This is a genomic window from Streptomyces sp. L7 (genome assembly GCF_050990935.1).
In the GTDB taxonomy this organism is placed as follows: Bacteria; Actinomycetota; Actinomycetes; order Actinomycetales; family Microbacteriaceae; genus Leifsonia.
Genome location: NZ_CP194644.1, coordinates 929,955 through 956,868, shown reverse-complemented (window position 1 = coordinate 956,868; position 26,914 = coordinate 929,955). Strand labels below are relative to the sequence as shown.

Below are 26,914 nucleotides of genomic sequence, written 5' to 3'. Positions count from 1 at the left end.
GGCACCGGACGGGCCCGACCTAGGATGGCCGTATGAAGATCGTCGACCGCTATATGCACGGTCATCACGAGAGTGTTCTCCGGTCCCACGAGTGGCGGAATCTGGCCAATTCGGGCACGTACTTCGCCGGACTCCTCCGCCCGGGAATGACTGTGCTCGACGTCGGCAGCGGCCCGGGCACTCTCACGTTCGACATCGCGGGGCGCGTGGCGCCGGGTACCGTGGTCGGCGTCGACCGGAGCGCCGACATCGTGGCGCACGCGCGAGAGGCCGCGGCGCGGCGCGGGGCGACCGGGGTGTCGTTCGCGGTGGGTGACGCGTACGCCCTGGATTTCCCTGACGACTCCTTCGACGTGGTCCACGCGCATCAGGTGCTGCAGCACGTCTCGGACCCCGTGGCGGTGCTGCGGGAGTTCCGCCGCGTCCTGCGTCCGGGTGGCTTCGTCGTCGCGCGGGACGTGGACTGGGGAGGCACGATGTGGGCGCCGCAGCTTCCCGGACTCGCCGAGTGGATGCGGATCACGATGGAGGTGCAGCGCGGCAACGGCGGCGAGCCGTTCGCCGGCCGGTACCTGCGGACGTGGGCGCTCGAGGCCGGGTTCGTCGACGTGACGAGCTCCGCCTCGGTGTGGTGCTTCGCGTCCGATGAGGAGCGGCGCTGGTGGGGCGAGCTGTGGAGCGAGCGGGTGACGGAGTCCGACTGGGGTGCGCAGGCGCGGGAGGCCGGCGTGGCTGACGCCGCCACCCTCGCCACGGTCTCGCGCGCGTGGCTGGAGTGGGCCGCGGATGCGTCCGGATGGTACGGGATGCCGCACGGGGAGATCGTCGCGCGCGGCTGACCTCGACGGCGACTCTCGTCGCAGGGGGACGCACGCTTCTCTTGCAAAGAATCGGTTGCAAATTAATAGTTGCAAAGAAGTGCTTGCAAAGAAGTCTTTGGATAGCTAGTCTGATGGCATGTCCACCGATGACGCCTCCGCTGCCGACGAGTACGTCCCGCACTTCGAGTCCCTCGGCATGCCCGCCCTGCGTGCCCTCGCGCACCCGCTGCGCGTGGAGATCATGAATGAGCTGTCCGACTTCGGGCCGGCCACGGCCTCCATGCTGGCGGAGCGGCTGGGGGAGTCGAGCGGGGCGACCAGCTACCACCTCCGGCAGCTCGCCAAGCACCACATCATCCTCGAGGACACCGAGCGCGGCAGCGGCCGGGAGCGCTGGTGGAGGATGGCGCCGGGCGGCGTCACCATCGGCGGCCTGGAGACGCTGGAGACCCCGGCCGGCCGGGAAGTCACCGAACAGATCTCGCTGAGCTGGCAGCAGAACAACGAACGCCGGCTCAACGCCTACCTGCGCCGCGGGCTCGACACCTTCGGGCCGGAGTGGGTGGAGGCTTCCGCGTTGTCGACCTCGCACCTGGAGGTCTCCCGCGACCAGCTCGCCGAGCTCGCCAGCGAGTACTACACGATGCTCAACCGGCTCAAGGAGAAGTGGAAGACGGAGCCGGCGGGCGACCGCAAGCGCATCCAGGCCCAGTTCAACGCATTCCCGCTCGTGGAGCAGGACCAGCGGGCGCAGGAGCGGCCATGACTGCGCCGGCGACGGCGAAGACGCGCCTCGGCGTCGGCTTCGGCCGGCTGTGGAGCGCCGCCATCGCGAGCAACCTGGCCGACGGCATCGGCCGCACCGCGGTCCCGCTGATCGCCACCACGCTGACCCACGACCCCGCGCTCATCGCCGGGCTGACCGCCGTGACCTTCCTGCCCTGGCTGCTGTTCGGCATCCCGGCCGGGATACTGCTCGACCGCGTGGACCGGCGGGTGGCCATGGCCGTCGCCAACGGCCTCCGCTTCGCCGTGGCAGCGGTGGTCGCCCTGTTGATCGCCACCGACACGCTGACCATCTGGAGCCTGTACGCGTGCGTGCTGGCTTTCGGCCTCGGTGAGACGGTGTTCGACAACGCGACCACGACGGTCACGCCCAGCCTGGTGGCCCGCGATCAGCTCGACCGGGCGAACGGCCGGATGCAGTCGGCCGAGATCGTCGTGCAGAACTTCATCGCGACCCCGATCGCGGGCTTCCTGTTCGCGGCCGCGATCGCGTTGCCGCTCTGGCTGACCGGCGCCGGCTTCCTCCTCTCCGTGCTGCTCGTCCTCACCATCCCGGTGGCGGCGGCCCGGGCGCACCAGCTCGGCGCGGACGGCGGAGAGACCATGGCCCGCCCGAGGATGGGCGCCGTCGTCCGGTTCCTCTGGGACGACCGGTTCCTGCGAGGAATGATCGTCCTGACCTCGATCACCGCGTCCGCGCTCGCGTTCGCGCAGGGCAGCGTCGTGCTGCTGCTCCTGCAGACCTACTCGTTGCCGCCGTCGCTCGTCGGAGTCGTCACCGCGGTGATCGGCGCCGGCGCGCTCGTCGGCGCGCTGAGCGCCAGCGTGTTCGTGGGCCGGTTCGGCCGCGGACGTGTGATGTACGCCGCCATGCTGGTCAGCGGCCTCGGCATCCTCGGCGTCGGGCTCACCGGCAACGTGGTGGCCGGCATCCTCGCCTACGCCCTCGGCGCCTTCGGCGTCGCCGTGTGGAACGTCCCGTGGGGCGCGCTGCGGCAGGCGATCGTTCCGGGCGCCATCCTCGGCCGGGCGATGGGGATCGTCCGGACCATCGGCTGGGGCCTCACACCGATCGCCACCGTGCTCGGCGGGTTCGTCGCCCGCATCGAACTCCGCCTGCCGTTCCTCATCGGGGGCGCGATCGTGGTGGCGCTCGCGCTGATCGCGACGCGCCTCCTGCTGAGCGCCGGCCACTACGGCCGGCCCGTCACCGACGAGATTCCCTCGAACCCGTCACCAGAAGTCCAGACCATCCCGGAAGGAACCGCATCATGACCGCCATCACCGTGCCCGTGCAGCGGCCGCTCAGTCAGCGCACAGCACTCCGGATCGGTCGCGCCCTCACCGCGTGGGGAATGCGCCAGCCCGCGCGCCGGAACCGTCACGCCGAACTCGTCGCGACCGTCGAGCAGACCCGCGATCGGGCCGCGCGGACGCTGCCGCAGCTGCCACGCTGACCAGCCGGCCCGCTACGCCTCGTCGTAGTCCGAGGGCTCGGTCTCGACCACCTGGGTGATCGTGGCCGAGTCCTCGTGTGCGTTGTAGCGGATGATCGTGCCGTCGTCCAGCTCGACGACCGGGTTGCCCTCCAGCCACGTCAGCGTCCAGCGCCAGCCCGCTGTCTCGATGTCGGTCGCCGTCAGCTCCTCCTCGACGGTGGAGACGGCGTAGGTCACGACCTCGGGGAGGTTCGCCGGAGGCGTCCCGCCCACGGCCCAGCGGGTTCCGAGCTGCATCAGGCGGTCTCGGCGTTCTGGGCGGCAGCGAGGTCGATCTCGTAGGTGACCCAGGCGGTCTTGTTCGCGACGGAGTCGTAGACGCGCTGGGCGTCGGCGTTGTCGTTCGCGGTGATCCACTGTACGACGCCGAGGTGGCGCTCCTCGGCGAGGGCACGGACGGCGGCGATGAGCTGGTGGCCGACGCCCTTGCTGCGCTCGTCCTCCAGCACGTAGAGGTCGTCCAGGAAGAGCCCGCGGTCGCCTTCGAGCGGCCGGGCGAACTCGCGGACGTTGGCGAGGCCGACGATCCGGTCGCCGTCGACGGCGACGAAACCCTGCTCCTCGTGGTCGGGATCGGTGAGCCAGGACCACAGGACGAGCGCCCTCTGGTCGGTCAGCTCGGTGTCGTAGAACTCCGCGTACTTCGCGTACAGGTCCAACCAGGCGAAGAAGTCGCCATCCTTGACCGGCCGAACTACTGTCGACATCAGCCCCTCCGTTCGCCTTGCTCCCCGGCTCAGGAGTCCGGGAGTCGTATCGACCCTATCGCGGACCCGTTCAGGGAACGAGGTCGTAGGTGACCCACTTCGTCTTCTCGGCCACCCGGTCGTAGAGCCGGCGGGCCGTCTCGTTGTCCTTCGCGGTGATCCAGCGGACCACAGAAAGGCCGCGCTCCTGGGCCACGCTGCGGAGCTTCTCGAGGAGGGCAGTGCCCGCCCCTTCGCCGCGCGCATCCGGGAGGACGAACAGGTCGTCCAGGTAGAGGCCGGTGCTGCCGTCGAGCGGGCGCGCGAACTCCCGTACGTGCGCCAGGCCGATCGGGGTGCCCTCCGCGTCGACCGCGAAGTACGCCTCGAGACTGTTCTCGGGGTCGGTGATCCAGCTCCACACGAGGAGGGCCTTCTCGTCCGTCACGGGCGTCTCGTAGAACTCGCCGTACCCGGCGTAGAGGTCGAGCCAGGTGAAGAACTCGTTGTCCTCCACGCGCCGGACGTCAGCCGTCATCGTTCCTCCTCGCTCAGCGTCTGCGCAAGGAGGATATCGGTCACTTCGAGCGTGTCGGCGGCTACGAAACGCAGTTCTGCGATTCTGCCCACCGAAGCGAGGTCGGTGGAGGCGGACTCGACAGCCGCCAGCTCGTCGGCGGGAGCGCCGATCACGGCCGAGTCGACGGGCGTGCGCTGGGAGGCCTTGGCGGCCGTCTTGGCGCCGCGGATGCCGGTCAGGGCTCGCCCGACGACGGTGAGGACGGAGCGGGCGTCGTCCCAGTCCGCCGCTGCGACGTCAGCCGCCTCCGGCCACGCGGCGAGGTGGACGGACCCGGTCTCCGACCAGCTCCACGCCTCCTCGGACGCGAACGGCAGCACCGGCGCGAACAGGCGCAGGAATGCCGAGAGGGCCGTGCGGAGGGCGACCACCGCGGAGACCTGGCCGGCGTTGTGCTCGCCGTAGGCGCGCTCCTTGACCAGCTCCAGGTAGTCGTCGCAGAACGTCCAGAAGAACGTCTCGGCCGTCTCCAGCGCGCGGGCGTGGTCGTAGCCCTCCAGCGCGGCGGTGGCGTCGGTCACGACGTCGGCGAGCTGCTGCAGCATGCTGCGGTCGAGCGGTGCGGTCACCTGGGCGAGGTCGAGCGAGTCCGGCGCGTCGAAGCCGTGGATGAACTTCGCCGCGTTGAGCAGCTTGATCGCTAGGCGGCGGCCGATCTTGATCTGGGTCGGGTTCTGCGGGTCGAACGACGCGTCGGTGCCGAGGCGGGACGAGGCCGCCCAATAGCGCACGGCGTCCGAGCCGTGCCGCTCCAGGATGTCCGCGGGCGTCACGACGTTGCCCTTGGACTTCGACATCTTCTTGCGGTCGGGGTCCACGATGAAGCCGGAGATCGCGGCGTTGGACCACGGGGCGACGCCGTGCTCGAGCTGCGAGCGCAGCATGGTCGAGAAGAGCCAGGTGCGGATGATGTCCTGGCCCTGCGGGCGCAGGTCGAACGGGTACACCGCCTGGAACAGCTCGGGGTCGTCCACCCAGCCGCCTGCGAGCTGCGGGGTCAGCGAGGAGGTCATCCAGGTGTCCATCACGTCGTGCTCGCCGACGAAGCCGCCGGCCTGGCCGCGCTGCGACTCCTGGAACCCGGGCGCCGGGTCGGACGACGGGTCGACCGGGAGGTTGTGCTCGTCCGGCAGGATCGGCTGGTCGAACAGCGGGTTGCCCACGCCGTCCAGCGGGTACCAGACCGGGATCGGGACGCCGAAGAAGCGCTGGCGCGAGATCAGCCAGTCGCCGGTGAGGCCGTTGACCCAGTTCTCGTAGCGCACACGCATGAAGTCGGGGTGCCAGCCGAGGCTGCGGCCGAGCTCGATGAGCCGCTCGCGCAGCTTCTCGTCGCGGGCGCCGTTCTTGACGTACCACTGGCGGGTCGAGACGATCTCGAGCGGCTTGTCGCCCTTCTCGAAGAACTTGACCGGGTGCTGGATGGGCTTCGGCTCGCCGACCAGGTCGCCGGAGGCGCGCAGCAGCTCCACCACGGCTTGCTTGGCCGAGAACACCGTCTTGCCGGCGAGCTGGGCGTACGCCTCGCGGCCCTCCGCGCTCTCGATCGCCGCGGGCGGCTCGGTCTGGATGCGGCCGTCGAAGCCGATGATCGCGCGGTTCGGGAGGTCGAGCTCGCGCCACCAGGTGACGTCGGTGATGTCGCCGAAGGTGCAGATCATGGCGATGCCGGTGCCCTTGTCGGGCTGCGCGAGGTGGTGGGCGACCACGGGCACGTCCACGCCGAACACCGGCGTGCGCACGGTCGTTCCGAAGAGCGGCTGGTAGCGCTCGTCGTCCGGGTGCGCCACGAGCGCCACGCACGCGGGGAGCAGCTCGGGGCGTGTGGTCTCGATGTACACGGGACCGTCTGCACCGTGGAAGCCGACGCGGTGGTAGTCGCTCGGCTGCTCGCGGTCCTCCAGCTCGGCCTGGGCGACGGCCGTGCGGAAGGTGATGTCCCACAGCGTCGGGGCGAGGGCCTGGTAGGCCTCGCCGCGGGCGACGTTGCGGATGAAGGCGAGCTGCGAGGTGTGCAGCGCCTCCCGGCCGATGGTCCGGTAGGTCTGCGACCAGTCGACGGAGAGCCCGAGCGTGCGCCAGAGCGCCTCGAACTGCTTCTCGTCCTCCACGGTCAGCCGCTCGCAGAGCTCGATGAAGTTGCGGCGCGAGATCGGCTTCTGGTCGGCGGCCTTGGAGCTCTTGTTGTCGCCGCCCTCGAACGGCGGGACGAAACCGGCCTCGTAGGGGAGGGACGGGTCGCAGCGGACGCCGTAGTAGTTCTGCACGCGGCGCTCGGTGGGCAGGCCGTTGTCGTCCCAGCCCATCGGGTAGAAGACGCGCTTGCCGCGCATGCGCTGGTAGCGCGCCACGATGTCGGTGTGCGTGTAGCTGAACACGTGCCCGATGTGGAGGGAGCCGGAGGCCGTGGGCGGCGGGGTGTCGATCGAGTAGATCGCGGCGCGGCCGGCGGCGATGGCGCCGTCCCGATCGAATTCGAAGGTGCCGTCCTGCTGCCAGCGACCGCCCCAGACGGCCTCCAGGCCTTCGAGTGCTGGCTTGTCGGGCACGGGGTTCGCGGCGGTCATGGCTCTCCGATTCGATATGTGCGGCACCGTGTCAGCGGGGTGCCTGAGTGTGGGATACCCGTCAAGTTTACAGACTGGCGGCCGCCTCGGCTGAACTCGGGTCGCCCCATATGCTGAACGCCGTATGTCAATGTGAGTGAGGCGTTATGGCGGGTGCGGTTGCTGTTGAGACGGAACGATTGCGAGAGGGTGCGGCGACGTTGTCGCAGGCTGCCGAACGAAGGCATCCCTCGATGGTCGCGGGAGCAGAGCTCGGTTCGCGGGTCTCGGCCGCGGCGTTCGAGCGGTTCGAACGGTACTGGTCCACTCCTCGTTCGCTGGTGACGGACAGTGCTGAGGCGCTGAGCACGGCCCTGCTCTCGCTGGCCGACGGGTACGAGCAGCGTGACGCGGCGGACGCGGGGATGTTCGAGGACGGCATCCGTGCGATCTAGCGGAGAGGACTGGTCGGTCGTCGGCTTCGACGCCGATCCCACGCCCGGCGAGGTGGAGGCGGTCGAAGCGTGGGCGCGCGATCTGGGCGAACAGACCGAGTGGCTGTGGCACCAGTCGGAGGCCATGCGGCGGACGCTGACGGTGCTCGAGCCGCCCGCGTGGACAGGGATCGCGTCCGAGGTCTTCGCGGAAACGCTGGGAACCGTCCTCGCGGCGGCGAAGACCGCTACCCGGCAGCACGATGAGGCGGCCGCGGCGGCGCGTGTGTGGGCGCACTCGCTCGCGGAGACGCAATACGAGGCGGACCGGGCGCGGCGGGAGGCGGAAGAGGCGCAGGACGACCTGGAGCGGGCGCAGGCGTTGGCGGGTGTGCTCTCCGTCGAGCACACAGCCCTGGTGGCTGCGTTGGCGACCGTGGATGCAGCGTCGTCGGTGCGCCACGACGAGCAGACCGTCCTGGCCGAACTCATCGGCGCACGAAACCGCCTCGATGACGCGCAGCAGCGACTGGACGAGGCCACGGCACGAGCGCGGCGCGCCAAGGACGACTACGACTCGGAGGAGCGGGCCTTCGCCCGCCGCCTGGAATCGACTTTGGACGGCGCACTCAGCCGCGCCGCGACGCCGGAGCTCGGCGCCGAGTTCCTCTCCGCACTCACCACTCTCGCCCGGTACGACCGGGCGAATCCGGGGTGACGATCCGCCCCGCGTCGACGGCGCTCCCTGTGCCGGGAGCGAGCGTGCAGCAGATCGCTCGGTGGCTGATCAGCGGGGCGTACAGCGTCGAGAAGCTGATCGCCGTGTGCGGTGCCGGCGTTGTCATGGCGGCGGTCGCGCTCGTGGTCATCGGGGGTGTGGGCACGGGCTCCACGAGCGGGTCGCGGTTCTACACGCCGGAGGAGCGGATTCAGCGGGCGCGCCTACGGATCTACGCCCTCACCCACAACCTCGACGGCACGGTCAAGGTCCATATCGGCGGCACGCCGGTCGGCGCCCGGGCGCAGTGGTTCAACGACGCGAAAAGCTACGAGGATGTGGACGCGATAGTGAAGGAGAACTCACGGAAAGCAAAGAGCGGGGGTGTTCGCGAAGTCGACACGCCCGAGGATCTCGCGAAGATCGCAGAAGAGATCACCCAAGGCGGCGAAAAGGATGATTCGTGGGGCGACTACAAGGGTGAGGTGTACAGGCTTCCCGATGGGACCACGGTCGGACTGCGTAGGGAGAGTAGTTCCGGCGGCGACACCATCGACATCAAATCCCCGGACGGCCTCAGGAAGACCAAAGTGCATCTGCCAAAAGGATTCGGAAAATGAACATTCAACTGGACAGTCTGGCGCACGTGTATTTGAACATGGCTAGCGGCGACTGGGTCGACATAGACGACGCGAACGCGCACGCGAAAGACTTCGAAACGAACGACTTGGAGCGGAAAATGCTCGTCATCGCCACCATGCGTTCGCTCGCGGAAGCCGGTTATCTGAGGATCGGTTCCGTCGAGTACGTGGAGCCGGAGCGCACACTGATCGACTTCTTCGAGTGGCCGGGGACCTTGGACGAGAAGATCTGTGAAGACTTGTCATGGTGCTGCGACGGTCTCGGTCTGACTCAGGCCAAGAACTGACCATGGTGTCCTTCGTTCGATTTGTCGACCGGGGCCGGCGCAGTATCCAGGAGCGCGCCGGCCGACCGGATCTGACCTGATAGGAGCTTGGACTAGAAGCCCCATCACAGTTCTGTCGACCCGCCCGACCGGCTCGCCCCGTCCGTTCAACCAGCGCGCACGGAAGGAGCACCTCCAGCATGACAATTGAATTGACCGATGTCACGGTCATCGGCGGAGTCGACACTCACAAGCACACCCACTACGCCGCCGCCATCGATGATCATGGTCGGCTGCTCGGCCACCACGAGTTCCCCGCCACCGGACCCGGCTACGACGCTCTTCGGTCCTGGATGCGCAGCTACGGCAGCCTCGCCTCTATCGGGGTGGAAAGCACCGGCTCGTTCGGCGCCGCGCTCGCCCGCGAGCTGACGAGAAGCGGTGAACACGTCATCGAAGTGAACCGGCCCAACCGGATCGCAAGGCGGATGGACGGCAAGTCCGATCGCCTGGACGCCGAGCAGATCGCCCGCGCAGTGCTCGGCGAGACCTCCACCGCTGTTCCCAAGAGCAAGTCCGGCGCGATCGAGGTGATCCGCACCCTGCGGGTCGCGCGCTCTGGCGCGGTCAAGGCACGCACCCAGGCCTTCAACGCCCTGTTCGGCGTGATGATCGGCGCGCCCTCGCAGCTGCGCGACGAGCTCGTCGATCTGACCAAGCGCACACTGGTGAACCGATGCCTCCACCTACGACCTGAGACAGAGAATCTTCTCTCGCTGTTGTCGGATCCTGCTCGTCTGCACCTGGCCGGCACGAAGCTCGCCCTCCGCGACCTCGCACGACGCTGGAAGACCCTGGACGACGAGGCCAAACGGCTCAGCACACAGATCGCGGACCTCGTCAACCAGACCGCTCCCGACCTCGTCGCCTTACACGGAGTCGGCGTCGAAGTCGCCGCCCAGTTCTTAGTCACCGCCGGCGACAACGCCAACCGCATCAAGAACGAGGCAGCCTTCGCCAAGCTCTGCGGCGTCGCCCCACAACCCGCCTCCAGCGGCCGAACCACCGGACGACACCGGCTCTCCCGCAGCGGAGACCGCGCCGCGAACAGCGCCCTCTACATCGTCGCGATCGTCCGAATGCGCCGACACGAACCCACGCTCGCCTACGTCGAACGCCGCAGCGCCGAGGGTCGCACCAAACGCGAAATCATCCGCTGCCTGAAGCGATACATCGCTCGAGAGATCTACGCCAACCTGCCCCAAATCGGCACTTGACGAACATAGGAGCATCGAGCGGCTCAGCGGTGTGTACATGCCCGACGGTCGAGACGACAAGGACTGGGGATGGGCGTGCATGTTCGAGATCACCGATGAAGGGCGCCGGGTCGAAGATGCGTTGCCCGCTCCCGACGACCGCTTTTTCGACTAGCCGAGGTGGCCGCAGGTCCCTGGCTGGAGCACGCAGCTCGAGCCAGGGACCAGCACGCAGTCAGACGATCGCGGGCGCCGCCTCGACCTCCGCGTCCGCAACCTCGTCCAGCACCGGCTTCCGTCGCGCCGCCGCCCACGCCGCGACGAGCGTGATCGCCGACATGACCGCCAGCACCACTCCGGGGTGCCACCACGCGTTGTGCACCGACTGCCCGAACACCAGCGTCAGCGCCGGCACGAACGAGGTCAGCAGCGCCGCCACGCTGTACGCGACCGAGAGCGCGCTGTAGCGGATCGGGCTCGGGAACAGGTCGGACATCAGCCCGCCGAGGCCCGCCCAGGACAGCGTGGGCAGGATGCCGCCGATGATCATGCTGGCGACGAGCACGCCGAACGACGCGCTCTGCAGCAGGAAGTACATCGGGAACGCGACGACCAGCGTCCCGATCGCGCCGATGGCGACGACGCGCGCGGAGCCGATTTTCGCCGCCCACAGCCCGAACAGCGGGATCGTGACGAGCTGGAGCAGGCCGCCGATCGTGGTCGCGACGAGCAGGTCCTGGAACTTGAAGCCCAGCACGGCGGTGCCGTAGTCGACCATGTACGTGTTCATCAGCGAGTAGGAGCCGATGCCGAGGACGGCGGCGCCGATCGCGATGATGAACGCCGTCGGCGCCTTGGTGAAGACGTCGAGGACTGGGAAGCGGTCGCGGCGGCCGGTCTCCACGAGCTTGCGGAACACCGGGGTCTCGTCGATCGACCAGCGCAGGTAGAGCGACACCAGCAGCAGCGGGAACGCGGTGAGGAACGGGATGCGCCAGCCCCACGAGGCGATGTCGGCCGGCGACATGGTCAGCGTCAGGGCGATGAAGACGACGGCGCTGAGGATCGAGCCGACCGGCGAGCCGAGCTGGGGGAGGGCGGCGTAGAAGCCGCGGCGCTTCGGGTTGGCGTACTCGGTCGCCAGCAGGATCGAGCCTCCCCACTCGCCGCCGAGCGACAGGCCCTGCACCAGGCGCAACAGCACGAGCACGACGCCGCCGAACCAGCCCGCGGCCGCGTAGGTCGGCAGCACGCCGACGAGGCCGGTGCTGATCCCCATGAGCAGGATCGTCATCAGCAGGACGGGGCGGCGGCCGATCCGGTCGCCCAGGTGGCCGAAGACCACGGCGCCGACCGGGCGGATGACGAAGCCGGCCGCGATCGCGAGGAATCCGGCGAGCACGCCGCCGAACGCGCCGAGCGGGGTGAAGAACAGCGGGCCGACGAAGAACGCGGCGAAGTACGCGTAGAGGTAGAAGTCGTACGATTCGAGGGAGGTCCCGACGAACGATGCGATGGCGACGCGGCGAGCGGTGCCCGGCGTGATGCCCGGGCGATCGGTCTCGCTGACCGCGAGCGTGGGGGTGGAGGTCACGGGTGTCCTTCTGACAGGGGTATTTGAACCGGGTCCAATATTAGGCGTGAGGAGACAACGCATCGTGACACCGCGCCATTCCAACCAGGCGGCACAGTCCGGCGTGCGGCCCGGCGGGTCGACGCCGCCAGGCGGCCACGGCCACGGCGGGTCCGGACGGCCGCGCGCCTCGTCGCGCGGCATGCTCGCGGAGGCCGCCGGCGAGCTCTTCCTGGAGCAGACCTATGCCGGCACCACCGTCGACGACATCGCGCGGCGTGCGGGGGTCAGCCGGGCCACGTTCTTCAACTACTTCGCCGCCAAGAGCGACCTGCTCTGGCTGGAGGTGGACGAGTCGCTCGCGGCGTTCCCGGCGATGCTGGCGGCGGCCGACGATGACGTGGAGCCGATGGCCGCGGTCCTGGAGGCCGTCGTCCGGCTCGCCGAGGGCTTCGGCCCCGACCGGCTGCCGCTCGCGGTCACCCAGGTCGAGCTGATGGGCACCGATGCCGAGCTGCAGGCCTCCGCGCTGCCGCGCTTCCTCTCGGTCGTGCGGCAGGTGGCCGCGGCGATCGCGCGCCGGGCCGGAGCGGACCCGGATGGGCTGCTCCCGCGCGCCGCAGCGACCGCGGTCGTGGGAGCCGCGGTGACCGCGGCCGGGGGCTGGGCCCGGGCCGGCGTGCGGCGCGGCCCGCTGGCGCCGCTCGTGCGCGCGGCGGTGGAGCCGGTGTGCGCCGGCTACGCGACGGCCTTGCGGACCGGATAGAATGGTGCGAACGACGTCGACCCGGCCATCACCGGCGAGTCTTCGGAAGAACGGCGGGCACTCGCCCGCTCACTAGAACCGAACGGGGCAGGCCCGTCACAGCCGCAGAACGAGAGGCTTCATCCGGCGCCGGAGGCGGATGGGGCAAGCGGGGTGGTACCGCGACGGGCGTGCGAGCGTCCGGCGTCCTCGTGCAGATCACGACTGCCAGGAGAGAGATGCCGTACCCCAAGTCCGCACCGGATGGAGCGCCCGAGTCCTCGGGTCGCGAGCCCCAGGGGGTCACACCGTCCCCGGTCTTCCCGGAGATCGAGACCGACGTCCTCGCCTTCTGGGCGCAGGACGGCACCTTCCGCGCCTCGGTGGATCACCGCGAGGGCGCGCCCGAGTGGGTCTTCTACGACGGGCCCCCGTTCGCCAACGGCCTCCCGCACTACGGCCACCTGCTGACCGGCTACGCCAAGGACGTCTTCCCGCGCTTCCAGACCATGCGCGGCAAGAAGGTCGAGCGCCGGTTCGGCTGGGACACGCACGGCCTTCCCGCCGAGCTGGAGGCCGAGCGGCAGCTCGGGATCACCGACAAGAGCCAGATCGAGGAGATGGGCCTCGCCGCCTTCAACCAGGCAGCGAAGGACTCCGTGCTGCGCTACACACGCGAGTGGCAGGAGTACGTCACCCGCCAGGCGCGCTGGGTCGACTTCGACAACGACTACAAGACGCTCGACACCTCCTATATGGAGTCGGTGATCTGGGCGTTCAAGCAGCTCCACGAGAAGGGCCTGGCCTACGAGGGCCACCGCGTCCTCCCGTACTGCTGGCGCGACCAGACCCCGCTGTCCAACCACGAGCTGCGCATGGACGACGACGTCTACAAGATGCGTCAGGACCAGACGGTCACCGTCACCTTCCCGCTCACCGGCGCGAAGGCGGAGGCCCTCGGCCTCACCGGAGTGCGCGCTCTCGCGTGGACGACGACGCCGTGGACGCTGCCGACCAACCTCGCGCTGGTGGTCGGCCCCGACATCGAGTACGCGGTCGTTCCCGCAGGTCCCAACGGCGCGGCCGACGTGCACGGACGCGACGGCGGCCGGCACAGCACCACCCTCCACGAGGAGTCGCTGAGCGGCGAGTACCTGCTGGCCGTCGACCTGGTCGGCAACTATGCCAAGGAGCTCGGCTACGGCTCGCCGGAGGCCGCGCGCGACGCGGTCAGCCGCACGGTCCGCGGCAGCGAGCTCGCCGGGGTCACCTACGACCGGCTGTGGGACTACTACGCCGACACCGAGAAGTACGGCACGCAGAACGCCTGGCGGATCCTCGTCGACGACTATGTGACCACCGAGGACGGCACCGGCATCGTCCACCAGGCTCCGGCCTACGGTGAGGACGACCAGCGCGTCTGCGAGGCCGCGGGCATCCCGGTCATCATCTCGGTGGACGACGGCGCGCGCTTCCTCGCCGAGGTCCAGGACGTCGCAGGCCTCCAGGTCTTCGAGGCGAACAAGCCGCTCACGACGCTGCTGCGCGAGAACGGCCGGCTGCTGCGCCAGGCCAGCTACGAGCACTCGTACCCGCACTGCTGGCGCTGCCGCAACCCGCTGATCTACAAGGCGGTGTCGAGCTGGTTCGTGCGCGTGACGGAGTTCCGCGACCGGATGGTCGAACTCAACCAGGGCATCAACTGGGTGCCGGAGAACGTCAAGGACGGCCAGTTCGGCAAGTGGCTCGCCGGCGCCAGGGACTGGTCGGTGTCGCGCAACCGCTACTTCGGCTCGCCCATCCCGGTGTGGAAGAGCGACGACCCGGAGTTCCCGCGCATCGACGTCTACGGCTCGCTGGAGGAGCTGGAGCGCGACTTCGGGAGGCTGCCGGTCAACGCGGCGGGCGAGCCCGACCTCCACCGGCCGTTCATCGACGAGCTGACCCGGCCGAACCCGGACGATCCGACCGGCCGCTCGACCATGCGCCGCATCCCGGACGTCCTCGACGTCTGGTTCGACTCCGGCTCGATGCCGTTCGCCCAGGTGCACTACCCGTTCGAGAACCACGACTGGTTCGACAGCCACAACCCGGCCGACTTCATCGTGGAGTACATCGGGCAGACCCGCGGCTGGTTCTACCTGCTGCACGCGCTCGGCACCGCGCTGTTCGACCGGCCCGCGTTCACGAACGTGATCTCGCACGGCATCGTGCTCGGCAGCGACGGCCAGAAGATGTCGAAGTCGCTGCGCAACTACCCGGACGTCAACGAGGTCTTCGACCGCGACGGCTCCGACGCGATGCGCTGGTTCCTGATGTCGAGCCCCGTGCTGCGCGGCGGCAACCTCATCGTCACCGAGGAGGGCATCCGCGAGGGCGTCCGCCAGGTGCTGCTGCCGCTCTGGAGCACCTGGTACTTCTTCTCGCTGTATGCGAACGCGACCGGCTACGAGGCCAAGCGCTCGACCGCGTCCAGCGACGTGCTCGACCGTTACCTGCTCGCCAAGACGCGCGACCTCGTGGAGGCCGTGACCGCCGACCTGGAGGGGCTCGACTCGACGCTCGCCGCTGCCAAGCTGCGCGACTTCGCCGACGTGCTCACCAACTGGTACGTGCGCCGCTCGCGCGACCGGTTCTGGACCGGCGTCGCCGAGGACGGCTCGGGCGCCGAGGCGTTCGACACCCTGTACACGGTGCTGGAGACGCTGACCCGGGTCGCGGCGCCGCTGCTTCCGCTGGTCAGCGAGCGCATCTGGAAAGACCTCACCGGAGGCCGCAGCGTGCATCTCACCGACTGGCCGGACGCGGCGGAGTTACCCGCCGAGGGCGCCCTGGTCGACGCGATGGACCGCATCCGGGCGATCAGCTCGACGGCGCTCTCGCTGCGCAAGCAGTCCGGCCGCCGGGTGCGGCTCCCGCTCGCGTCGCTGACCGTGGTCGCGGCCGACGCCGACGCCCTGCGGCCGTTCGAGGGCATCCTGCGCGACGAGCTGAACGTCAAGGCGGTCGAGCTGGTCGAGCTCGCCGACGACAGCGCCACGTCGTACGGCATCACCAGCAAGCTGACCGTGAACGCCCGCGCCGCGGGGCCCCGGCTCGGCAAGCAGGTGCAGCAGGTCATCCAGGCCGCACGTGCCGGCGACTGGTCCGAGCACGACGGAGTCGTTACCGTGGGCGGCGTGGAGCTGGTCGAGGGCGAGTACGAGCTGGTCCTGGAGACCGCGCAGACCGACGAGGAGGCGACTTCGGCGCTGGCGCTGCTGCCCGGCGGCGGCTTCGTCCTGCTCGACACGGCCACGACGCCGGAGCTGGAGGCCGAGGGCCTGGCTCGCGACGTTATCCGCGCCGTGCAGGACACCCGCAAGGCGGCCGGGCTCGACGTGAGCGACCGGATCGAGCTGAGCGTCGCGTTCGAGCACGAGGACGATGTCGCCGCGATCGCGCTGGCGGGCGAGGCCGTCGACATCGCGGGCGAGACGTTGGCGTTGGCGTTCGAGTTCGTGTCGGCGGCCGACCGTTCCGGCGACGGCCGCGACGACTTCAGCAAGGACTTCGCCGCCGGACTGTACGCGAACGCGGGCCGGTTCACGGTGGGCGTGACGAAGGTGGAGGCCACCCGATGACCGACGACGACGAGCTGCGCGAGGAGGCCGAGGCCGTCTACCAGGCGCTCCTCGCCCGCGTCGGGGAGGGCGCTCCCGAGCGCCGGCTCGACGCCACCCGTCGCGCCGTGGAGCTGCTGGGCGACCCGCAGCGGGCGTACCCGATCATCCACATCACCGGCACGAACGGGAAGACCTCGACCAGCCGTATCGCCGAGAGCATCCTGCGCGCCTACGGCCTGCGCACCGGGCTGCTGACCAGCCCGCATCTGGTGCGCTTCAACGAGCGCATCATGATCGACGGCGAGCCGATCTCCGACGAAGCCCTGGTGAGCAACTGGGAGGACATCCGCCCGTACCTGGAGATCGTGGACGCCGAACTGGAGGAGCAGGGTAAGGCGCCGCTGACCTTCTTCGAGGCGCTGACCGCGCTGGCCTTCGCCGCGTTCGCCGACGCCCCGGTCGACGTCGCCGTGATCGAGGTCGGCATGGGCGGCGAATGGGACTCCACCAATGTCGGCGACGGCCAGGTGGCGGTCTTCACCCCCATCTCGCTCGACCACACCAAGCAGCTCGGCGGCACCGTCCGCGAGATCGCGCGCACCAAGTCCGGCATCATCAAGCCGTCCGCCGACGTCGTGACCTCGGCGCAGGTTCCGGAGGCCATGACCGAGCTCGAGGAGGCCGCCCGGCTCACCGAGTCGACCCTCGCGGCCCAGCCGCAGGCGTTCGACGTGGTGACCACCCAGGTCGCCGTGGGTGGTCAGCTCGTCACCGTGCGCGGCCGCGCTGCCACGTACGAGGACGTCTTCCTGCCGCTCTACGGGGATCACCAGGCGCAGAACGCCGCCGTGGCGATCGCGGCCGTCGAGACCTTCCTCGGCCGCGGTACCCAGCCGCTCAAGTCCGACCTGGTCGAGGAGGGCTTCGCGACCGCGACCTCGCCCGGCCGCCTCCAGCTCATCGGGGTGGAACCGACCGTCCTGGTCGACGCCGCGCACAATCCGGCCGGCGCGGAGACGCTCGCCGACGCCGTGCGCCGGTACTTCGACTTCGACGAGCTCACCTTCGTGATCGGCAGCCTGGGCGACAAGGACGCTCGCGGCGTCATCCGCGCGCTCACCCCCGTGGCCACCCAGTTCTTCGTGACCGAGCCGGCGTCCGACCGTGCGCTGGCCGCCGACGACCTCGGCGACATCGTGCGCGAGGAGGCCGGCGACGAGGCGACGATCGTCTACACCGACGCGCTCGACGCCCTGGAGGCCGCCCACGAGTGGGCCGGCGAGGAGCCGCGCCGCGCCGTGGTCGTCACCGGCTCCATCGTGCTGGTCGGCGCCGCGATGGCGTACGCCGACGAGCAGGGCTGGAAGGACGCGACCGCGTGAGCGCCAAGCAGCCGCGCGCACGCCGGCAACGCTCCCTGCGCGAGAGCCTCGGCTCGATCGTGCTCGGCTTCGAGCTGATCGTCGTCTTCCTCGGCGCGCTCGTGCTCTTCGGGCTGAACGCCCTGCCCGCTTGGGCGGCGCTCGGCGGGGGAGCGCTGGTGGTGCTGCTGATGATCGCGGCGATCGGGCTGATGCGCAACCGGATCGGCGTCGTGCTGGGCTGGATCGTGCAGCTCCTCGTGGTCGCCGCCGGCTTCCTGCAGCCCGCCTTCTTCATCGTGGGGGCGATCTTCACGGCCATGTGGACCTACTGCATGATCGTCGCCTCCCGCCTAGACCGGAACACCATCGACCGGAACAACCGAACGGAGACCAGATGACCACCGCCGTCGAAGAGACCCTCGTCCTCGTCAAGCCCGACGGAGTCGCCCGCAACCTCACGGGCGAGATCCTGCGCCGCATCGAGGCCAAGGGCTACTCGCTCGTCGACATCCGCATGCTGCAGGCCGACCGCGAGCTTCTCGCGAAGCACTACGCCGAGCACGAGGGCAAGCCGTTCTACGAGCCGCTCGTGGAGTTCATGGAGTCCGGCCCCGTCGTCGCCCTGCGGGTCGCCGGCAACCGCGTGATCGAGGGCTTCCGCTCGCTGGCCGGTGCGACCGACCCGACCACCGCGCTGCCGGGCACCATCCGCGGCGACCTGGCCCGCGACTGGGGCCTCAAGGTGCAGCAGAACCTGGTGCACGGCTCCGACTCGCCCGAGTCGGCGCAGCGCGAGCTCGCGCTCTGGTTCGGCTGAGCTCCGGCCGAACGAGAACGGCTCCCGACCGCATGGTCGGGAGCCGTTCTGCGTACGAGCGGATCAGGCGAACGCGCGGTGGATCCAGTCGAGCTGGATCTGCGCCAGCACCGCGACGATCGCGTAGCTGACGATGGTGATGAGCGGTACCCAGCCGTAGAGCGTTCCGAAGAGCCGGCGTGCGCGCTCCGGCGTGGGGATGTGCCCCTCCTTGAGGTTGTAGAGGGTGACCGCCCAGAACGTCGGGATGGTGACCGTCCAGGTGACCATGCACCAGGGGCAGAGCACGTTGAGCACGGTCAGCGACTCGGTGATGAGGAAGATCACCAGCGCCAGCGCGAGCACGACGCCGACATTGAAGGCGATCCAGTACCAGCGCGCGAATCGTCCTGCGGCGAACAGGCCGACGCCGACCGCGATGGTCGCCGTCCAGCCGGCCAAGCCGAGAAGCGGGTTCGGGAAGCCGAGCAGCGAGCCCTGCCACGAGTTGAGGTTCTTGCTGCAGCCGACGAGGACGTTGAAGTTGCAGGAGAGCTGGGCGTGCGAGTCCGCGAGCAGGTGGAATTTGTCCACGGTGAGCATGAACGCCGCCCAGAAGCCGATGACCCCGGCGACGATCAGGAAGATCGCCAGGGCGGTCGGGCGGCGGTACCCCGCTGGAGCAGCGTCGGTCGTCGGGGCGGCGGTCGCGGTCGTCGAGGCAGGCACAGTCGGATTATGGCACGACGCGGCGCGCCCCTTCTGTGAAGGCGGGTTGCGCCGGTTCCCGGCCTCCGACATGCGATAATCATTGGATAAGTCGTCCCGGCAGTACGCCGGCCGACTCGAACAGAAGGCTTGAGGGCGCCAGGTGCGCCCGAATGAACAGCCGGCCGCGCAGGCCGGCACAAGACAACGGAGAGCCGGACGCAGGTGCCACGAGCACCGGCAGTCCGAGCCAGGATTACGGCAGGCGCCGCGAGCGGCGCCTCCGACGGAGAGTACCCGGTGAGCGGGTTGCCGCCACCGGTCGAGGAGTGCACCAGCGATGGTGGAAAACGAGAATATCGACAGCACGAACAGCAACGATCAGGGAACGGGAGGGCGCAGGCGCCGTGGCATCTTCGGCAGCAGACGGGTGACCCGTCCTGCCGGGACCGCCGATACGCCGGTGTTCGCCGGTGAGCGCGAGATCGCAGCGCAGGAGGTCGTCGCGGCGCAGCCGGAGGCCGCCGCGCAGGAGCCCGCGGCGCCGGAGCCGGCAGCGGCGCCCGTGGAGACGACCGACGTGACCGTCGCCGTCACCGAGGAGACCGCGGAGTGCGCCGTCGACGTGGCCACGCTCGCCGCCGACGGCCACGAGCCGCCCGCCCTGCCCGAACGCCACGGCGACGAGCCGGAGGCGGCGGGCGCCGTCATCCCCGGCCTGCCGCCGACCACACTGCTGTTCCAGGCCCCGGACATCCTTCCGCTGCCCGCGCTGCCGGACGAGGAGCCGACCGGCACCGTGCGCCGCCGCTCGCGCCGCCGCGCCGGTGAGAACGGACGCAACGAGGCGAACGACCCGACGAACACCGTCGTCAAGGTCCGCACGCCGCGCGAGCCCGAGCTGATCACCGAGCCCCAGAAGGTCAAGGGCTCGACCCGACTGGAGGCGAAGAAGCAGCGCCGCCGCGACGGCCGCGACGCCGGCCGCCGCCGTCCGGTCATCACCGAGGCCGAGTTCCTCGCGCGCCGCGAGTCCGTCGACCGGCAGATGGTCGTCCGCTCGAAGGGCGGCCGCATCCAGATCGGCGTCCTCGAGGACAAGGTCCTGGTCGAGCACTACGTGGCCCGATCGCAGGAGGCTTCGCTCATCGGCAACGTCTACCTCGGCCGCGTGCAGAACGTGCTGCCGAGCATGGAGGCGGCCTTCGTCGATATCGGCCGCGGCCGCAACGCCGTGCTCTACTCCGGCGAGGTCGACTGGGACGCCGTGGAGACCGGCAACCAGCCCCGCCGCATCGAGCTCGCCCTCAAGGCGGGCGACCGCGTGCTCGTCCAGGTCACGAAGGACCCGGTCGGCCACAAGGGCGCCCGGCTCACCAGCCAGATCTCGCTGCCGGGCCGCTACCTGGTCTACGTGCCGAACGGCTCCATGAACGGGATCAGCCGCAAGCTGCCCGACACCGAGCGCTCGCGCCTCAAGAAGATCCTCAAGGAGGTCCTCCCGGAGAACGCCGGCGTCATCGTGCGCACGGCGGCCGAGGGCGCCACCGAGGAGCAGCTCACCCTCGATGTCACCCGCCTCACCGCGCAGTGGGCGGACATCAGCCGTCAGGTCGAGACGCAGTCGGCGCCCGCGCTGCTGCACAGCGAGCCCGACCTCCTGATCAAGATCATCCGCGACGTCTTCAACGAGGACTTCCAGAAGCTGGTCATCGCCGGCGACGACGCGCGCCAGACGATCGAGAGCTACCTGCGCCAGGTGGCGCCCGACCTGATCGACCGCGTGGAGGCCTACACCGGCGACCGCGACGCGTTCGACGAGTACCGCATCACCGAGCAGATCGAGAAGGCGCTGGAGCGCAAGGTCTGGCTGCCGTCCGGCGGCTCGCTGGTCATCGACCGCACCGAGGCCATGACCGTGGTCGACGTCAACACGGGCAAGTTCGTCGGCTCGGGCGGCAACCTCGAGGAGACCGTCACCAAGAACAACCTGGAGGCCGCGGAGGAGATCGTCCGCCAGCTCCGGCTGCGCGACATCGGCGGCATCATCGTCGTGGACTTCATCGACATGGTGCTCGAATCCAACCGCGACCTCGTGCTGCGCCGCCTGATCGAGTGCCTGAGCCGCGACCGGACCAAGCACCAGGTGGCAGAGGTCACCTCGCTCGGCCTCGTCCAGATGACCCGCAAGAAGCTCGGCCTCGGCCTCCTGGAGACCTTCAGCGAGGCGTGCGAGGTCTGCGCCGGCCGCGGCGTGATCGTGCACCACGACCCCGTCGTGAAGCACCGCCAGCCGCAGCAGCAGCCGCAGAGCGAGCGCCGTCGCGGCCGTGGTGGCACCGGCAACGGCAACGGGGGCGTTCAGCAGCCCTCCAGCGCGCCGCACACCAACGGCACGCACGCGCTCACGGACGACGCCAAGAAGGGTCTCGCGCAGATCGCGGCCTCGACCATCCATCCGCATCACGAGGGGAGGGCGCACCGGCGGACGAGACGGCTCCGGCTGCGCAGGCCACCGAGGCGCCGGCAACGGACGCAGCGCCCAAGAAGCGCCGCCGCAAGGGCAAGGGCGCGCGCGACGAGCAGCGCCAGCCCGAGACCGCGGCCGCGGAGGCACCCACCGAGCCCGCCGCAGCGCAGGAGTCCGCTCCCGCCGCTCCGGCCGCCGACGAGCACCCGCACCTGGACTTCCCGATGATCGAGCTGCCCGAGCCGACCGCACCGGCGGCGCACGCTCCGGTCGCGACGGCGGTGGAGACCGAACTGCTCCTCGACTCCGTGCTGGACTCCCTCCCGCAGCCGAAGGCGCCGGGTCAGGGCCGCAGCCGCGGCCGTCGCGCCAGCACGGCCGTCATCACCGGCGGGCAGATTCCGGGCGCACAGCCCGCTGCCGAGCAGCGCGAGGACTGAGCCGCCTGCCGTGCGCCGCCGCTGACCCAGGGTCAGTGGCGGCGCACGCGGTCGCGCGCCCGCACGCGCAGGCCGCTGGCGATCAGCCGGGAGACGAGCTCTTTGCCGCTGACCGCGACCGCCCCCGCCGTCACGAGTTCGTCATAGCGGCGGTCGGGCACGTCGTAGTGGTCGAGGTCGAACGCCCGAGCGGGCACGTCCGCCGCGGCCGCGAAGGCGTGCAGCTCGTCCAGCGACGAGTCGCTGACGAGATGCGACCACAACATGCCGTGGGCGGGCCATGCCGGGGGATCGATCAGGACCGTCATACAATGATTGTAGGAACCGGTCCCGTCCAGGGTTCCGGTCGGTCCCGAGGCTCCCTCGTTGAATTGACGGGTCGTGCGGCGTCGGGTAAAGTTGACCGTTGGTGTGTGCCGGTAGGCTGGTGCACGCGCACGGTTTTCTGAGAGCCACCCGCCGCCATCGGCGGGCGCGAGCTCACCAGTAACTCCCTGAACAAACAAGAGCAGGACAGGTCCACGGCATCGGTCGGGAACTGATCCCCGACGAAAAGGTACGTGAAAGTGGTTTACGCAGTTGTGCGCGCCGGTGGCCGGCAGGAGAAGGTCGAGGTCGGCACCATCGTGACGATGGACCGCATCAAGGCCGACAAGGACGGCAACGTCGAGCTGGCCGCCGTCCTGCTCGTCGATGGTGACAAGATCACCTCCGACGCGAAGTCCCTCGCCAAGGTGAAGGTGACCGCCGAGGTCCTGAACGACCTGCGCGGGCCGAAGATCGTCATCCAGAAGTTCAAGAACAAGACCGGCTACAAGAAGCGCCAGGGCCACCGTCAGGAGCTCACGCGCGTCAAGATCACCGGCATCAAGTAGCCGACAGAACCTCTCGAGGAGAAGAAGACATGGCACACAAAAAGGGCGCGAGCTCCACTCGCAACGGTCGTGACTCCAACGCGCAGCGTCTCGGCGTGAAGCGCTTCGGCGGCCAGACCGTCAACGCCGGCGAGATCCTGGTCCGCCAGCGCGGCACGCACTTCCACCCGGGCGCCAACGTCGGCCGCGGTGGCGACGACACGCTGTTCGCCCTCGAAGCGGGCGCGGTCGAGTTCGGCACCAAGGGCGGCCGCAAGGTCGTCAACATCGTGGCCGTCGAGGCCTGAGCCTCACCCCCACGACAGCACTTCACGGATGGGCGGGCTTCGGCCCGCCCATCCGTCGTTATACCCAGATCTGAGGAGCACCCATCATGGCCACGTTCGTGGATCGCGTGACACTGCATCTGCGCGCGGGCAACGGCGGGAACGGGTGCGTCTCGGTCCGTCGCGAGAAGTTCAAGCCGCTCGCCGGCCCTGACGGCGGCAACGGCGGCAACGGCGGCGACATCGTGCTCGTCGCCGACCCCCAGGTCACCACACTGCTGGGCTATCACCGGCACCCGCACCGCTCGAGCGACAACGGCGGCTTCGGGATGGGCGACCACCGCAGCGGCCACACCGGCGAAGAGCTGGAACTCCCGGTCCCGGTCGGCACCGTGGTCAAGTCGGCCGACGGCGAGGAGCTCGTCGACCTGACCGAGCCCGGCATGCGGTTCGTCGCGGCCGCCGGGGGTCTCGGCGGGCTCGGCAACGCCGCCCTCGCCACCCAGAAGCGCAAGGCGCCCGGGTTCGCGCTGCTCGGGACACCCGGCTGGGAGGGCGATATCCTCCTCGAGCTGAAGACCGTCGCCGACGTCGCGCTCGTGGGTTACCCGTCCGCCGGCAAGTCGAGCCTGATCGCCGCGCTCTCGGCGGCCAAGCCGAAGATCGCGGACTACCCTTTCACCACGCTGCACCCCAACCTCGGCGTCGTGCAGGCGGGCGACGTGCGCTACACCGTCGCCGACGTCCCCGGCCTCATCGAGGGCGCGAGCGAGGGCCGCGGCCTGGGGCTGGAGTTCCTGCGCCACGTCGAGCGCTGCTCCGCCCTGCTGCACGTGCTCGACTGCGCCACCCTGGAGCCCGGCCGAGACCCGCTGAGCGACCTCGAGGTCATCCGCGGCGAGCTGGCCGCTTACCCTGTGCCTGAGGGACAGGTGCCGCTGCTGGAGCGCCCCCAGCTCATCGCGCTCAACAAGATCGACGTCCCGGACGCCCGCGAGCTGGCGGACTTCGTCCGTCCCGACCTGGAGGCCCGCGGCTACCGCGTGTTCGAGATCTCCACGGTCAGCCACGAGGGCCTGCGCGCGCTGTCGTTCGCGCTGGCCGAGCTGGTCGAGGAGGCCAGGAAGGCCGAGGCCGCCGAGGCGGAGATCCGTCCGCGCATCGTGATCCGGCCCAAGGCCGTGGACGACGCCGGCTTCACGGTCAAGGTCGAGGGCGGCTCGGACGGCCCCGTCTACCGCATCCTGGGCGCGAAGCCCGAGCGCTGGGTCGCGCAGACGGACTTCGCCAACGACGAGGCGGTCGGCTACCTCGCCGACCGGCTCGCCAAGCTCGGCGTGGAAGAGCGCCTGTTCACCGCGGGCGCCGTCGCCGGCTCCACGGTCGTCATCGGACGGAACAACGGCGTGGTGTTCGACTGGGAGCCCACGCTGACCTCCACGGCCGAGCTGATCACGGCGCCGCGCGGCACGGACGCGCGCATCGACCAGAATGCGCGTCCCACCCGCGCGCAACGCCGCGAGGACTACTTCGACCGGATGGACGGCAAGGCCGAGGCCCGCGCCGAGCTCCTCCGCGAGAAGGAGGCCGGGCTCTGGCAGGACGACGACTACGACGACTACGACGGCCAGGACTCCGGTTCCCGGACAGCGGCGAGCGAGGAGACGGGCAGGGAATGACGATCGACGAGCGCGCCCAGGTCCCCGCCGCCCGACGGATCGTCGTCAAGGTCGGATCCTCGTCGATCAGCGGCGAGAACGCGGGTCAGATCGGCCCGCTCGTGGACGCCCTCGCCGAGGCGCACGGCCGCGGCTCGCAGGTCATCCTGGTGTCCTCCGGCGCGATCGCCACCGGCCTCCCGTACCTGTCGCTCGACGGGCGCCCGACAGATCTGGCGACGCAGCAGGCGGCCGCCGCGGTCGGCCAGAACGTGCTGATCTACCGGTACCAGGACAGTCTCGACCGCTACGAGATCGTAGCCGGGCAGGTCCTGCTCACCGCGGGGGACATGGAGAACCCGACCCACCGCAGCAACGCCAAGCGCGCGATGGAGCGGCTGCTGGACCTGCGCATCCTCCCCATCGTCAACGAGAACGACACCGTCGCGACCCATGAGATCCGGTTCGGCGACAACGACCGGCTGGCCGCGCTGGTGGCGCTGCTGGTGGAGGCCGACCTCCTCGTCCTGCTCTCGGACGTGGACGCCCTCTACACGAAGCCCCCGCAGGAGCCCGGAGCCGAGCCCATCGGGCACGTCGGCTGGCAGGACGAGCTCGCGGGCGTCGAGATCGGGTCGACCGGGCTGTCCGGCGTCGGCACCGGGGGAGCGCTGACCAAGGTGTCGGCCGCACGTCAGGCCGCGGAGCGCGGGACCGCCGTCATCCTCACCGCGACGACTCTCGTGGCCGAGGCGCTGCGCGGCGAGACGGTGGGCACGTGGTTCGCGCCCGCGCCGAGCTCGGACGCCGTCGCGGCCCCTGCGCGGGCGGGCGACGCCGAGGCCGCGAGGGCCGCCACGGCCTAGACTGGACGCATGTCCTCGACCGTCGCCGCCCCCACCTCCTCTGCTGATCGGAGCCTGGCCGATCGGCTGAGCGCGGCCAAGGCAGCGTCGCTCCCGCTGGCCACCGCGACGACCGAGCAGAAGAACGCGGCGCTGCGCGCGATCGCCGAGGGCGTCCTCGCAGCGGAGCAGCGCATCCTCGCCGCCAACGAGCTGGACCTCGCCAACGGCCGTGAGAACGGGCTCTCCGCCGGCCTGCTCGACCGCCTCTCGCTGACCCCGGCGCGGCTGCAGGGCCTCGCCGACGCGGTCCTGGAGGTCGTCGGCCTCACCGACCCGGTCGGCCAGGTGGTGCGCGGCAGCGACCTCCCGAACGGCGTCAAGATCGCCCAGACCCGCGTGCCGTTCGGCGTGGTCGGCGCGATCTACGAGGCCCGGCCGAACGTCACCATCGACATCGCGTCACTCGCGATCAAGAGCGGCAACGCGGTCGTCCTGCGCGGGGGCACCGCGGCGCTCAACACCAACGCGGTGCTGGTGGAGGTGGTCCGCGGAGCGCTCGCGAGCGCCGGCCTCCCCGCCGACGCCGCCCAGACCATCGACCGGTTCGGCCGCGACGGCGCGAACGAGCTGATGCGCGCCCGCGGACTGGTCGACGTGCTGATCCCGCGGGGGAGCGCGGACCTCATCCAGTCCGTCGTCATCCAGTCGAGCGTGCCGGTGATCGAGACCGGCGCCGGCGTCGTCCACATCGTGCTGGATGAGAGCGCGCGCGAGGAATGGGCGGTCGACATCGTCCGCAACGCCAAGGTCCAGCGTCCGAGCGTCTGCAACGCCGTCGAGACCCTTCTGGTGCACCGGAACGCCGCCGAGCGTCTGCTGCCCGCCGTACTCGGCTCGCTCGCGGAGGCGGGGGTCACCATCCACGCCGACGAGACCGCGCTGCCGTACGCGCCGGGCGGCGTCCCCGTCACCGACGAGGACTTCGCGACCGAGCACATGAGCCTCGACATCTCGGTGCGGGTCGTCGATGACCTGGACGCCGCGATCGCGCACATCCGCCGTTACTCCACCCAGCACACCGAGGCGATCGTCACGAACGACCTCGGCAACGCCGAGCGCTTCCTCGCGGAGGTCGACTCGGCTGTCGTCATGGTCAACGCCTCCACCCGGTTCACCGACGGCGGCGAGTTCGGCTTCGGCGCGGAGGTCGGCATCTCCACGCAGAAACTGCACGCGCGCGGCCCGATGGGGCTGCCCGAGCTGACCAGCACCAAGTGGATCGTCCGCGGGTCCGGCCAGATCCGGGCGTGAGCGACCACTAGACTGAGAAACG

The 26,914-nt window shown here is 70.0% G+C and carries 28 protein-coding genes; 21 read left to right on the top strand and 7 right to left on the bottom strand.

Annotated elements, in window-relative coordinates; translation table 11 throughout:
• Positions 1-32: 32 nt before the first annotated feature.
• The 4 genes from ACR5MH_RS04740 to ACR5MH_RS04725 all read left to right on the top strand — a co-directional run bounded on the left by ACR5MH_RS04740 (position 33) and on the right by ACR5MH_RS04725 (position 3,064).
• A complete protein-coding gene (locus ACR5MH_RS04740; protein ID WP_431346388.1) occupies positions 33-839 on the top strand; it encodes a methyltransferase domain-containing protein in 807 nt (268 codons plus the stop codon).
• 118 nt (positions 840-957) lie between these two features.
• Positions 958-1,587 carry an ArsR/SmtB family transcription factor gene (locus tag ACR5MH_RS04735; RefSeq protein WP_431346389.1) on the top strand — a complete coding sequence of 210 codons (630 nt, stop codon included), beginning with the start codon at positions 958-960 and terminating at the stop codon, positions 1,585-1,587.
• Positions 1,584-2,882 carry an MFS transporter gene (locus ACR5MH_RS04730; RefSeq protein ID WP_431346390.1) on the top strand — a complete coding sequence of 433 codons (1,299 nt, stop codon included), beginning with the start codon at positions 1,584-1,586 and terminating at the stop codon, positions 2,880-2,882. Before ACR5MH_RS04735 ends, ACR5MH_RS04730 begins: the two co-directional genes overlap by 4 nt.
• On the top strand, positions 2,879-3,064 hold the full coding sequence (locus ACR5MH_RS04725; protein WP_431346391.1) for a hypothetical protein: 186 nt from the start codon (positions 2,879-2,881) through the stop codon (positions 3,062-3,064). Before ACR5MH_RS04730 ends, ACR5MH_RS04725 begins: the two co-directional genes overlap by 4 nt.
• A 12-nt stretch (positions 3,065-3,076) precedes the next feature.
• On the opposite strand, the gene ACR5MH_RS04720 is transcribed toward ACR5MH_RS04725, so the two are convergent.
• From ACR5MH_RS04720 to valS, 4 genes are all read right to left on the bottom strand, one after another.
• The gene (locus tag ACR5MH_RS04720; RefSeq protein WP_431346392.1) at positions 3,077-3,343 is read right to left on the bottom strand and encodes a hypothetical protein; all 267 of its coding nucleotides are present in this window, start codon (positions 3,341-3,343) and stop codon (positions 3,077-3,079) included.
• Positions 3,343-3,813: an N-acetyltransferase family protein gene (locus tag ACR5MH_RS04715; RefSeq protein WP_431346393.1), complete on the bottom strand. Its 471-nt coding sequence runs from the start codon at positions 3,811-3,813 to the stop codon at positions 3,343-3,345. The genes ACR5MH_RS04720 and ACR5MH_RS04715 overlap by 1 nt, the downstream gene beginning before the upstream one ends.
• A gap of 70 nt (positions 3,814-3,883) precedes the next feature.
• On the bottom strand, positions 3,884-4,330 hold the full coding sequence (locus tag ACR5MH_RS04710; RefSeq protein WP_431346394.1) for a GNAT family N-acetyltransferase: 447 nt from the start codon (positions 4,328-4,330) through the stop codon (positions 3,884-3,886).
• The gene (gene valS / locus ACR5MH_RS04705) at positions 4,327-6,939 is read right to left on the bottom strand and encodes a valine--tRNA ligase (RefSeq protein ID WP_431346395.1); all 2,613 of its coding nucleotides are present in this window, start codon (positions 6,937-6,939) and stop codon (positions 4,327-4,329) included. The genes ACR5MH_RS04710 and valS overlap by 4 nt, the downstream gene beginning before the upstream one ends.
• A gap of 233 nt (positions 6,940-7,172) precedes the next feature.
• Between valS and ACR5MH_RS04700 the strand changes: the two genes are divergently transcribed.
• From ACR5MH_RS04700 to ACR5MH_RS04680, 5 genes are all read left to right on the top strand, one after another.
• Positions 7,173-7,373, top strand: coding sequence for a hypothetical protein (locus ACR5MH_RS04700; protein WP_431346396.1), 201 nt, complete (start codon positions 7,173-7,175; stop codon positions 7,371-7,373).
• Positions 7,363-8,070, top strand: coding sequence for a hypothetical protein (locus tag ACR5MH_RS04695; RefSeq protein ID WP_431346397.1), 708 nt, complete (start codon positions 7,363-7,365; stop codon positions 8,068-8,070). Before ACR5MH_RS04700 ends, ACR5MH_RS04695 begins: the two co-directional genes overlap by 11 nt.
• A gap of 44 nt (positions 8,071-8,114) precedes the next feature.
• On the top strand, positions 8,115-8,690 hold the full coding sequence (locus ACR5MH_RS04690) for a hypothetical protein (RefSeq protein WP_431346398.1): 576 nt from the start codon (positions 8,115-8,117) through the stop codon (positions 8,688-8,690).
• Entirely contained in the window at positions 8,687-8,998 is a 312-nt protein-coding gene (locus ACR5MH_RS04685; RefSeq protein WP_431346399.1) for a hypothetical protein, read from the top strand. Before ACR5MH_RS04690 ends, ACR5MH_RS04685 begins: the two co-directional genes overlap by 4 nt.
• Positions 8,999-9,177: 179 nt before the next feature.
• Positions 9,178-10,254, top strand: a complete 1,077-nt coding sequence (locus tag ACR5MH_RS04680; RefSeq protein ID WP_431346400.1) for an IS110 family transposase — start codon at positions 9,178-9,180, stop codon at positions 10,252-10,254.
• A gap of 214 nt (positions 10,255-10,468) precedes the next feature.
• On the opposite strand, the gene ACR5MH_RS04675 is transcribed toward ACR5MH_RS04680, so the two are convergent.
• Positions 10,469-11,827, bottom strand: a complete 1,359-nt coding sequence (locus ACR5MH_RS04675; protein WP_431346402.1) for an MFS transporter — start codon at positions 11,825-11,827, stop codon at positions 10,469-10,471.
• 64 nt (positions 11,828-11,891) lie between these two features.
• On the opposite strand from ACR5MH_RS04675, the gene ACR5MH_RS04670 reads away from it, so the two are divergent.
• From ACR5MH_RS04670 to ndk, 5 genes are all read left to right on the top strand, one after another.
• Positions 11,892-12,572: a TetR/AcrR family transcriptional regulator gene (locus ACR5MH_RS04670; RefSeq protein ID WP_431346403.1), complete on the top strand. Its 681-nt coding sequence runs from the start codon at positions 11,892-11,894 to the stop codon at positions 12,570-12,572.
• Positions 12,573-12,790: 218 nt separating this feature from the next.
• Complete coding sequence (gene ileS, locus ACR5MH_RS04665) at positions 12,791-16,174, top strand: isoleucine--tRNA ligase (protein ID WP_431346404.1); 3,384 nt, start codon at positions 12,791-12,793, stop codon at positions 16,172-16,174.
• Complete coding sequence (locus ACR5MH_RS04660; protein WP_431346405.1) at positions 16,171-17,538, top strand: bifunctional folylpolyglutamate synthase/dihydrofolate synthase; 1,368 nt, start codon at positions 16,171-16,173, stop codon at positions 17,536-17,538. Before ileS ends, ACR5MH_RS04660 begins: the two co-directional genes overlap by 4 nt.
• The gene (locus ACR5MH_RS04655) at positions 17,535-17,918 is read left to right on the top strand and encodes a DUF4233 domain-containing protein (protein ID WP_433862348.1); all 384 of its coding nucleotides are present in this window, start codon (positions 17,535-17,537) and stop codon (positions 17,916-17,918) included. Before ACR5MH_RS04660 ends, ACR5MH_RS04655 begins: the two co-directional genes overlap by 4 nt.
• Positions 17,915-18,337, top strand: coding sequence for a nucleoside-diphosphate kinase (gene ndk, locus ACR5MH_RS04650; RefSeq protein ID WP_431346408.1), 423 nt, complete (start codon positions 17,915-17,917; stop codon positions 18,335-18,337). Before ACR5MH_RS04655 ends, ndk begins: the two co-directional genes overlap by 4 nt.
• 63 nt (positions 18,338-18,400) lie before the next feature.
• On the opposite strand, the gene ACR5MH_RS04645 is transcribed toward ndk, so the two are convergent.
• A complete protein-coding gene (locus tag ACR5MH_RS04645) occupies positions 18,401-19,045 on the bottom strand; it encodes a vitamin K epoxide reductase family protein (protein WP_431346409.1) in 645 nt (214 codons plus the stop codon).
• 319 nt (positions 19,046-19,364) lie between these two features.
• On the opposite strand from ACR5MH_RS04645, the gene ACR5MH_RS04640 reads away from it, so the two are divergent.
• Together ACR5MH_RS04640 and ACR5MH_RS04635 are read left to right on the top strand one after the other, a co-directional pair.
• Positions 19,365-21,722 carry an Rne/Rng family ribonuclease gene (locus ACR5MH_RS04640; protein WP_433862347.1) on the top strand — a complete coding sequence of 786 codons (2,358 nt, stop codon included), beginning with the start codon at positions 19,365-19,367 and terminating at the stop codon, positions 21,720-21,722.
• Positions 21,719-21,934: a hypothetical protein gene (locus ACR5MH_RS04635; protein ID WP_433862346.1), complete on the top strand. Its 216-nt coding sequence runs from the start codon at positions 21,719-21,721 to the stop codon at positions 21,932-21,934. Before ACR5MH_RS04640 ends, ACR5MH_RS04635 begins: the two co-directional genes overlap by 4 nt.
• Before the next feature lie 32 nt (positions 21,935-21,966).
• Here the strand turns inward: ACR5MH_RS04635 and ACR5MH_RS04630 are convergent, their stop codons facing one another.
• A complete protein-coding gene (locus ACR5MH_RS04630; protein WP_433862345.1) occupies positions 21,967-22,242 on the bottom strand; it encodes a DUF4031 domain-containing protein in 276 nt (91 codons plus the stop codon).
• A 258-nt stretch (positions 22,243-22,500) separates the two neighbouring features.
• Between ACR5MH_RS04630 and rplU the strand changes: the two genes are divergently transcribed.
• The 5 genes from rplU to ACR5MH_RS04605 all read left to right on the top strand — a co-directional run bounded on the left by rplU (position 22,501) and on the right by ACR5MH_RS04605 (position 26,892).
• Positions 22,501-22,809, top strand: a complete 309-nt coding sequence (gene rplU / locus ACR5MH_RS04625) for a 50S ribosomal protein L21 (RefSeq protein ID WP_369963521.1) — start codon at positions 22,501-22,503, stop codon at positions 22,807-22,809.
• Between the two features lie 29 nt (positions 22,810-22,838).
• Positions 22,839-23,096, top strand: a complete 258-nt coding sequence (gene rpmA, locus ACR5MH_RS04620; RefSeq protein ID WP_369963520.1) for a 50S ribosomal protein L27 — start codon at positions 22,839-22,841, stop codon at positions 23,094-23,096.
• Between the two features lie 86 nt (positions 23,097-23,182).
• Positions 23,183-24,754, top strand: a complete 1,572-nt coding sequence (gene obgE, locus ACR5MH_RS04615) for a GTPase ObgE (RefSeq protein ID WP_431346411.1) — start codon at positions 23,183-23,185, stop codon at positions 24,752-24,754.
• Positions 24,751-25,599 carry a glutamate 5-kinase gene (gene proB / locus ACR5MH_RS04610; RefSeq protein WP_431346412.1) on the top strand — a complete coding sequence of 283 codons (849 nt, stop codon included), beginning with the start codon at positions 24,751-24,753 and terminating at the stop codon, positions 25,597-25,599. Before obgE ends, proB begins: the two co-directional genes overlap by 4 nt.
• A 9-nt stretch (positions 25,600-25,608) precedes the next feature.
• Complete coding sequence (locus ACR5MH_RS04605; protein WP_433862344.1) at positions 25,609-26,892, top strand: glutamate-5-semialdehyde dehydrogenase; 1,284 nt, start codon at positions 25,609-25,611, stop codon at positions 26,890-26,892.
• Positions 26,893-26,914 lie beyond the last annotated feature (22 nt).

Coding starts and splice junctions, on each gene's coding strand:
- rpmA (WP_369963520.1), top strand. CDS start 22,839: ATGGCACACAAAAAGGGCGCGAGCTCCACTCGCAACGGTCGTGACTCC.
- ACR5MH_RS04630 (WP_433862345.1), bottom strand. CDS start 22,242: ATGACGGTCCTGATCGATCCCCCGGCATGGCCCGCCCACGGCATGTTG.
- ACR5MH_RS04680 (WP_431346400.1), top strand. CDS start 9,178: ATGACAATTGAATTGACCGATGTCACGGTCATCGGCGGAGTCGACACT.
- ACR5MH_RS04700 (WP_431346396.1), top strand. CDS start 7,173: ATGGTCGCGGGAGCAGAGCTCGGTTCGCGGGTCTCGGCCGCGGCGTTC.
- ACR5MH_RS04720 (WP_431346392.1), bottom strand. CDS start 3,343: ATGCAGCTCGGAACCCGCTGGGCCGTGGGCGGGACGCCTCCGGCGAAC.
- valS (WP_431346395.1), bottom strand. CDS start 6,939: ATGACCGCCGCGAACCCCGTGCCCGACAAGCCAGCACTCGAAGGCCTG.
- ACR5MH_RS04725 (WP_431346391.1), top strand. CDS start 2,879: ATGACCGCCATCACCGTGCCCGTGCAGCGGCCGCTCAGTCAGCGCACA.
- ACR5MH_RS04710 (WP_431346394.1), bottom strand. CDS start 4,330: ATGACGGCTGACGTCCGGCGCGTGGAGGACAACGAGTTCTTCACCTGG.
- ndk (WP_431346408.1), top strand. CDS start 17,915: ATGACCACCGCCGTCGAAGAGACCCTCGTCCTCGTCAAGCCCGACGGA.
- ACR5MH_RS04730 (WP_431346390.1), top strand. CDS start 1,584: ATGACTGCGCCGGCGACGGCGAAGACGCGCCTCGGCGTCGGCTTCGGC.
- ACR5MH_RS04715 (WP_431346393.1), bottom strand. CDS start 3,813: ATGTCGACAGTAGTTCGGCCGGTCAAGGATGGCGACTTCTTCGCCTGG.
- obgE (WP_431346411.1), top strand. CDS start 23,183: ATGGCCACGTTCGTGGATCGCGTGACACTGCATCTGCGCGCGGGCAAC.
- proB (WP_431346412.1), top strand. CDS start 24,751: ATGACGATCGACGAGCGCGCCCAGGTCCCCGCCGCCCGACGGATCGTC.
- ACR5MH_RS04605 (WP_433862344.1), top strand. CDS start 25,609: ATGTCCTCGACCGTCGCCGCCCCCACCTCCTCTGCTGATCGGAGCCTG.
- ACR5MH_RS04740 (WP_431346388.1), top strand. CDS start 33: ATGAAGATCGTCGACCGCTATATGCACGGTCATCACGAGAGTGTTCTC.
- ACR5MH_RS04635 (WP_433862346.1), top strand. CDS start 21,719: ATGATCGAGCTGCCCGAGCCGACCGCACCGGCGGCGCACGCTCCGGTC.
- ACR5MH_RS04660 (WP_431346405.1), top strand. CDS start 16,171: ATGACCGACGACGACGAGCTGCGCGAGGAGGCCGAGGCCGTCTACCAG.
- ACR5MH_RS04640 (WP_433862347.1), top strand. CDS start 19,365: ATGGTGGAAAACGAGAATATCGACAGCACGAACAGCAACGATCAGGGA.
- ACR5MH_RS04735 (WP_431346389.1), top strand. CDS start 958: ATGTCCACCGATGACGCCTCCGCTGCCGACGAGTACGTCCCGCACTTC.
- ACR5MH_RS04685 (WP_431346399.1), top strand. CDS start 8,687: ATGAACATTCAACTGGACAGTCTGGCGCACGTGTATTTGAACATGGCT.
- ileS (WP_431346404.1), top strand. CDS start 12,791: ATGCCGTACCCCAAGTCCGCACCGGATGGAGCGCCCGAGTCCTCGGGT.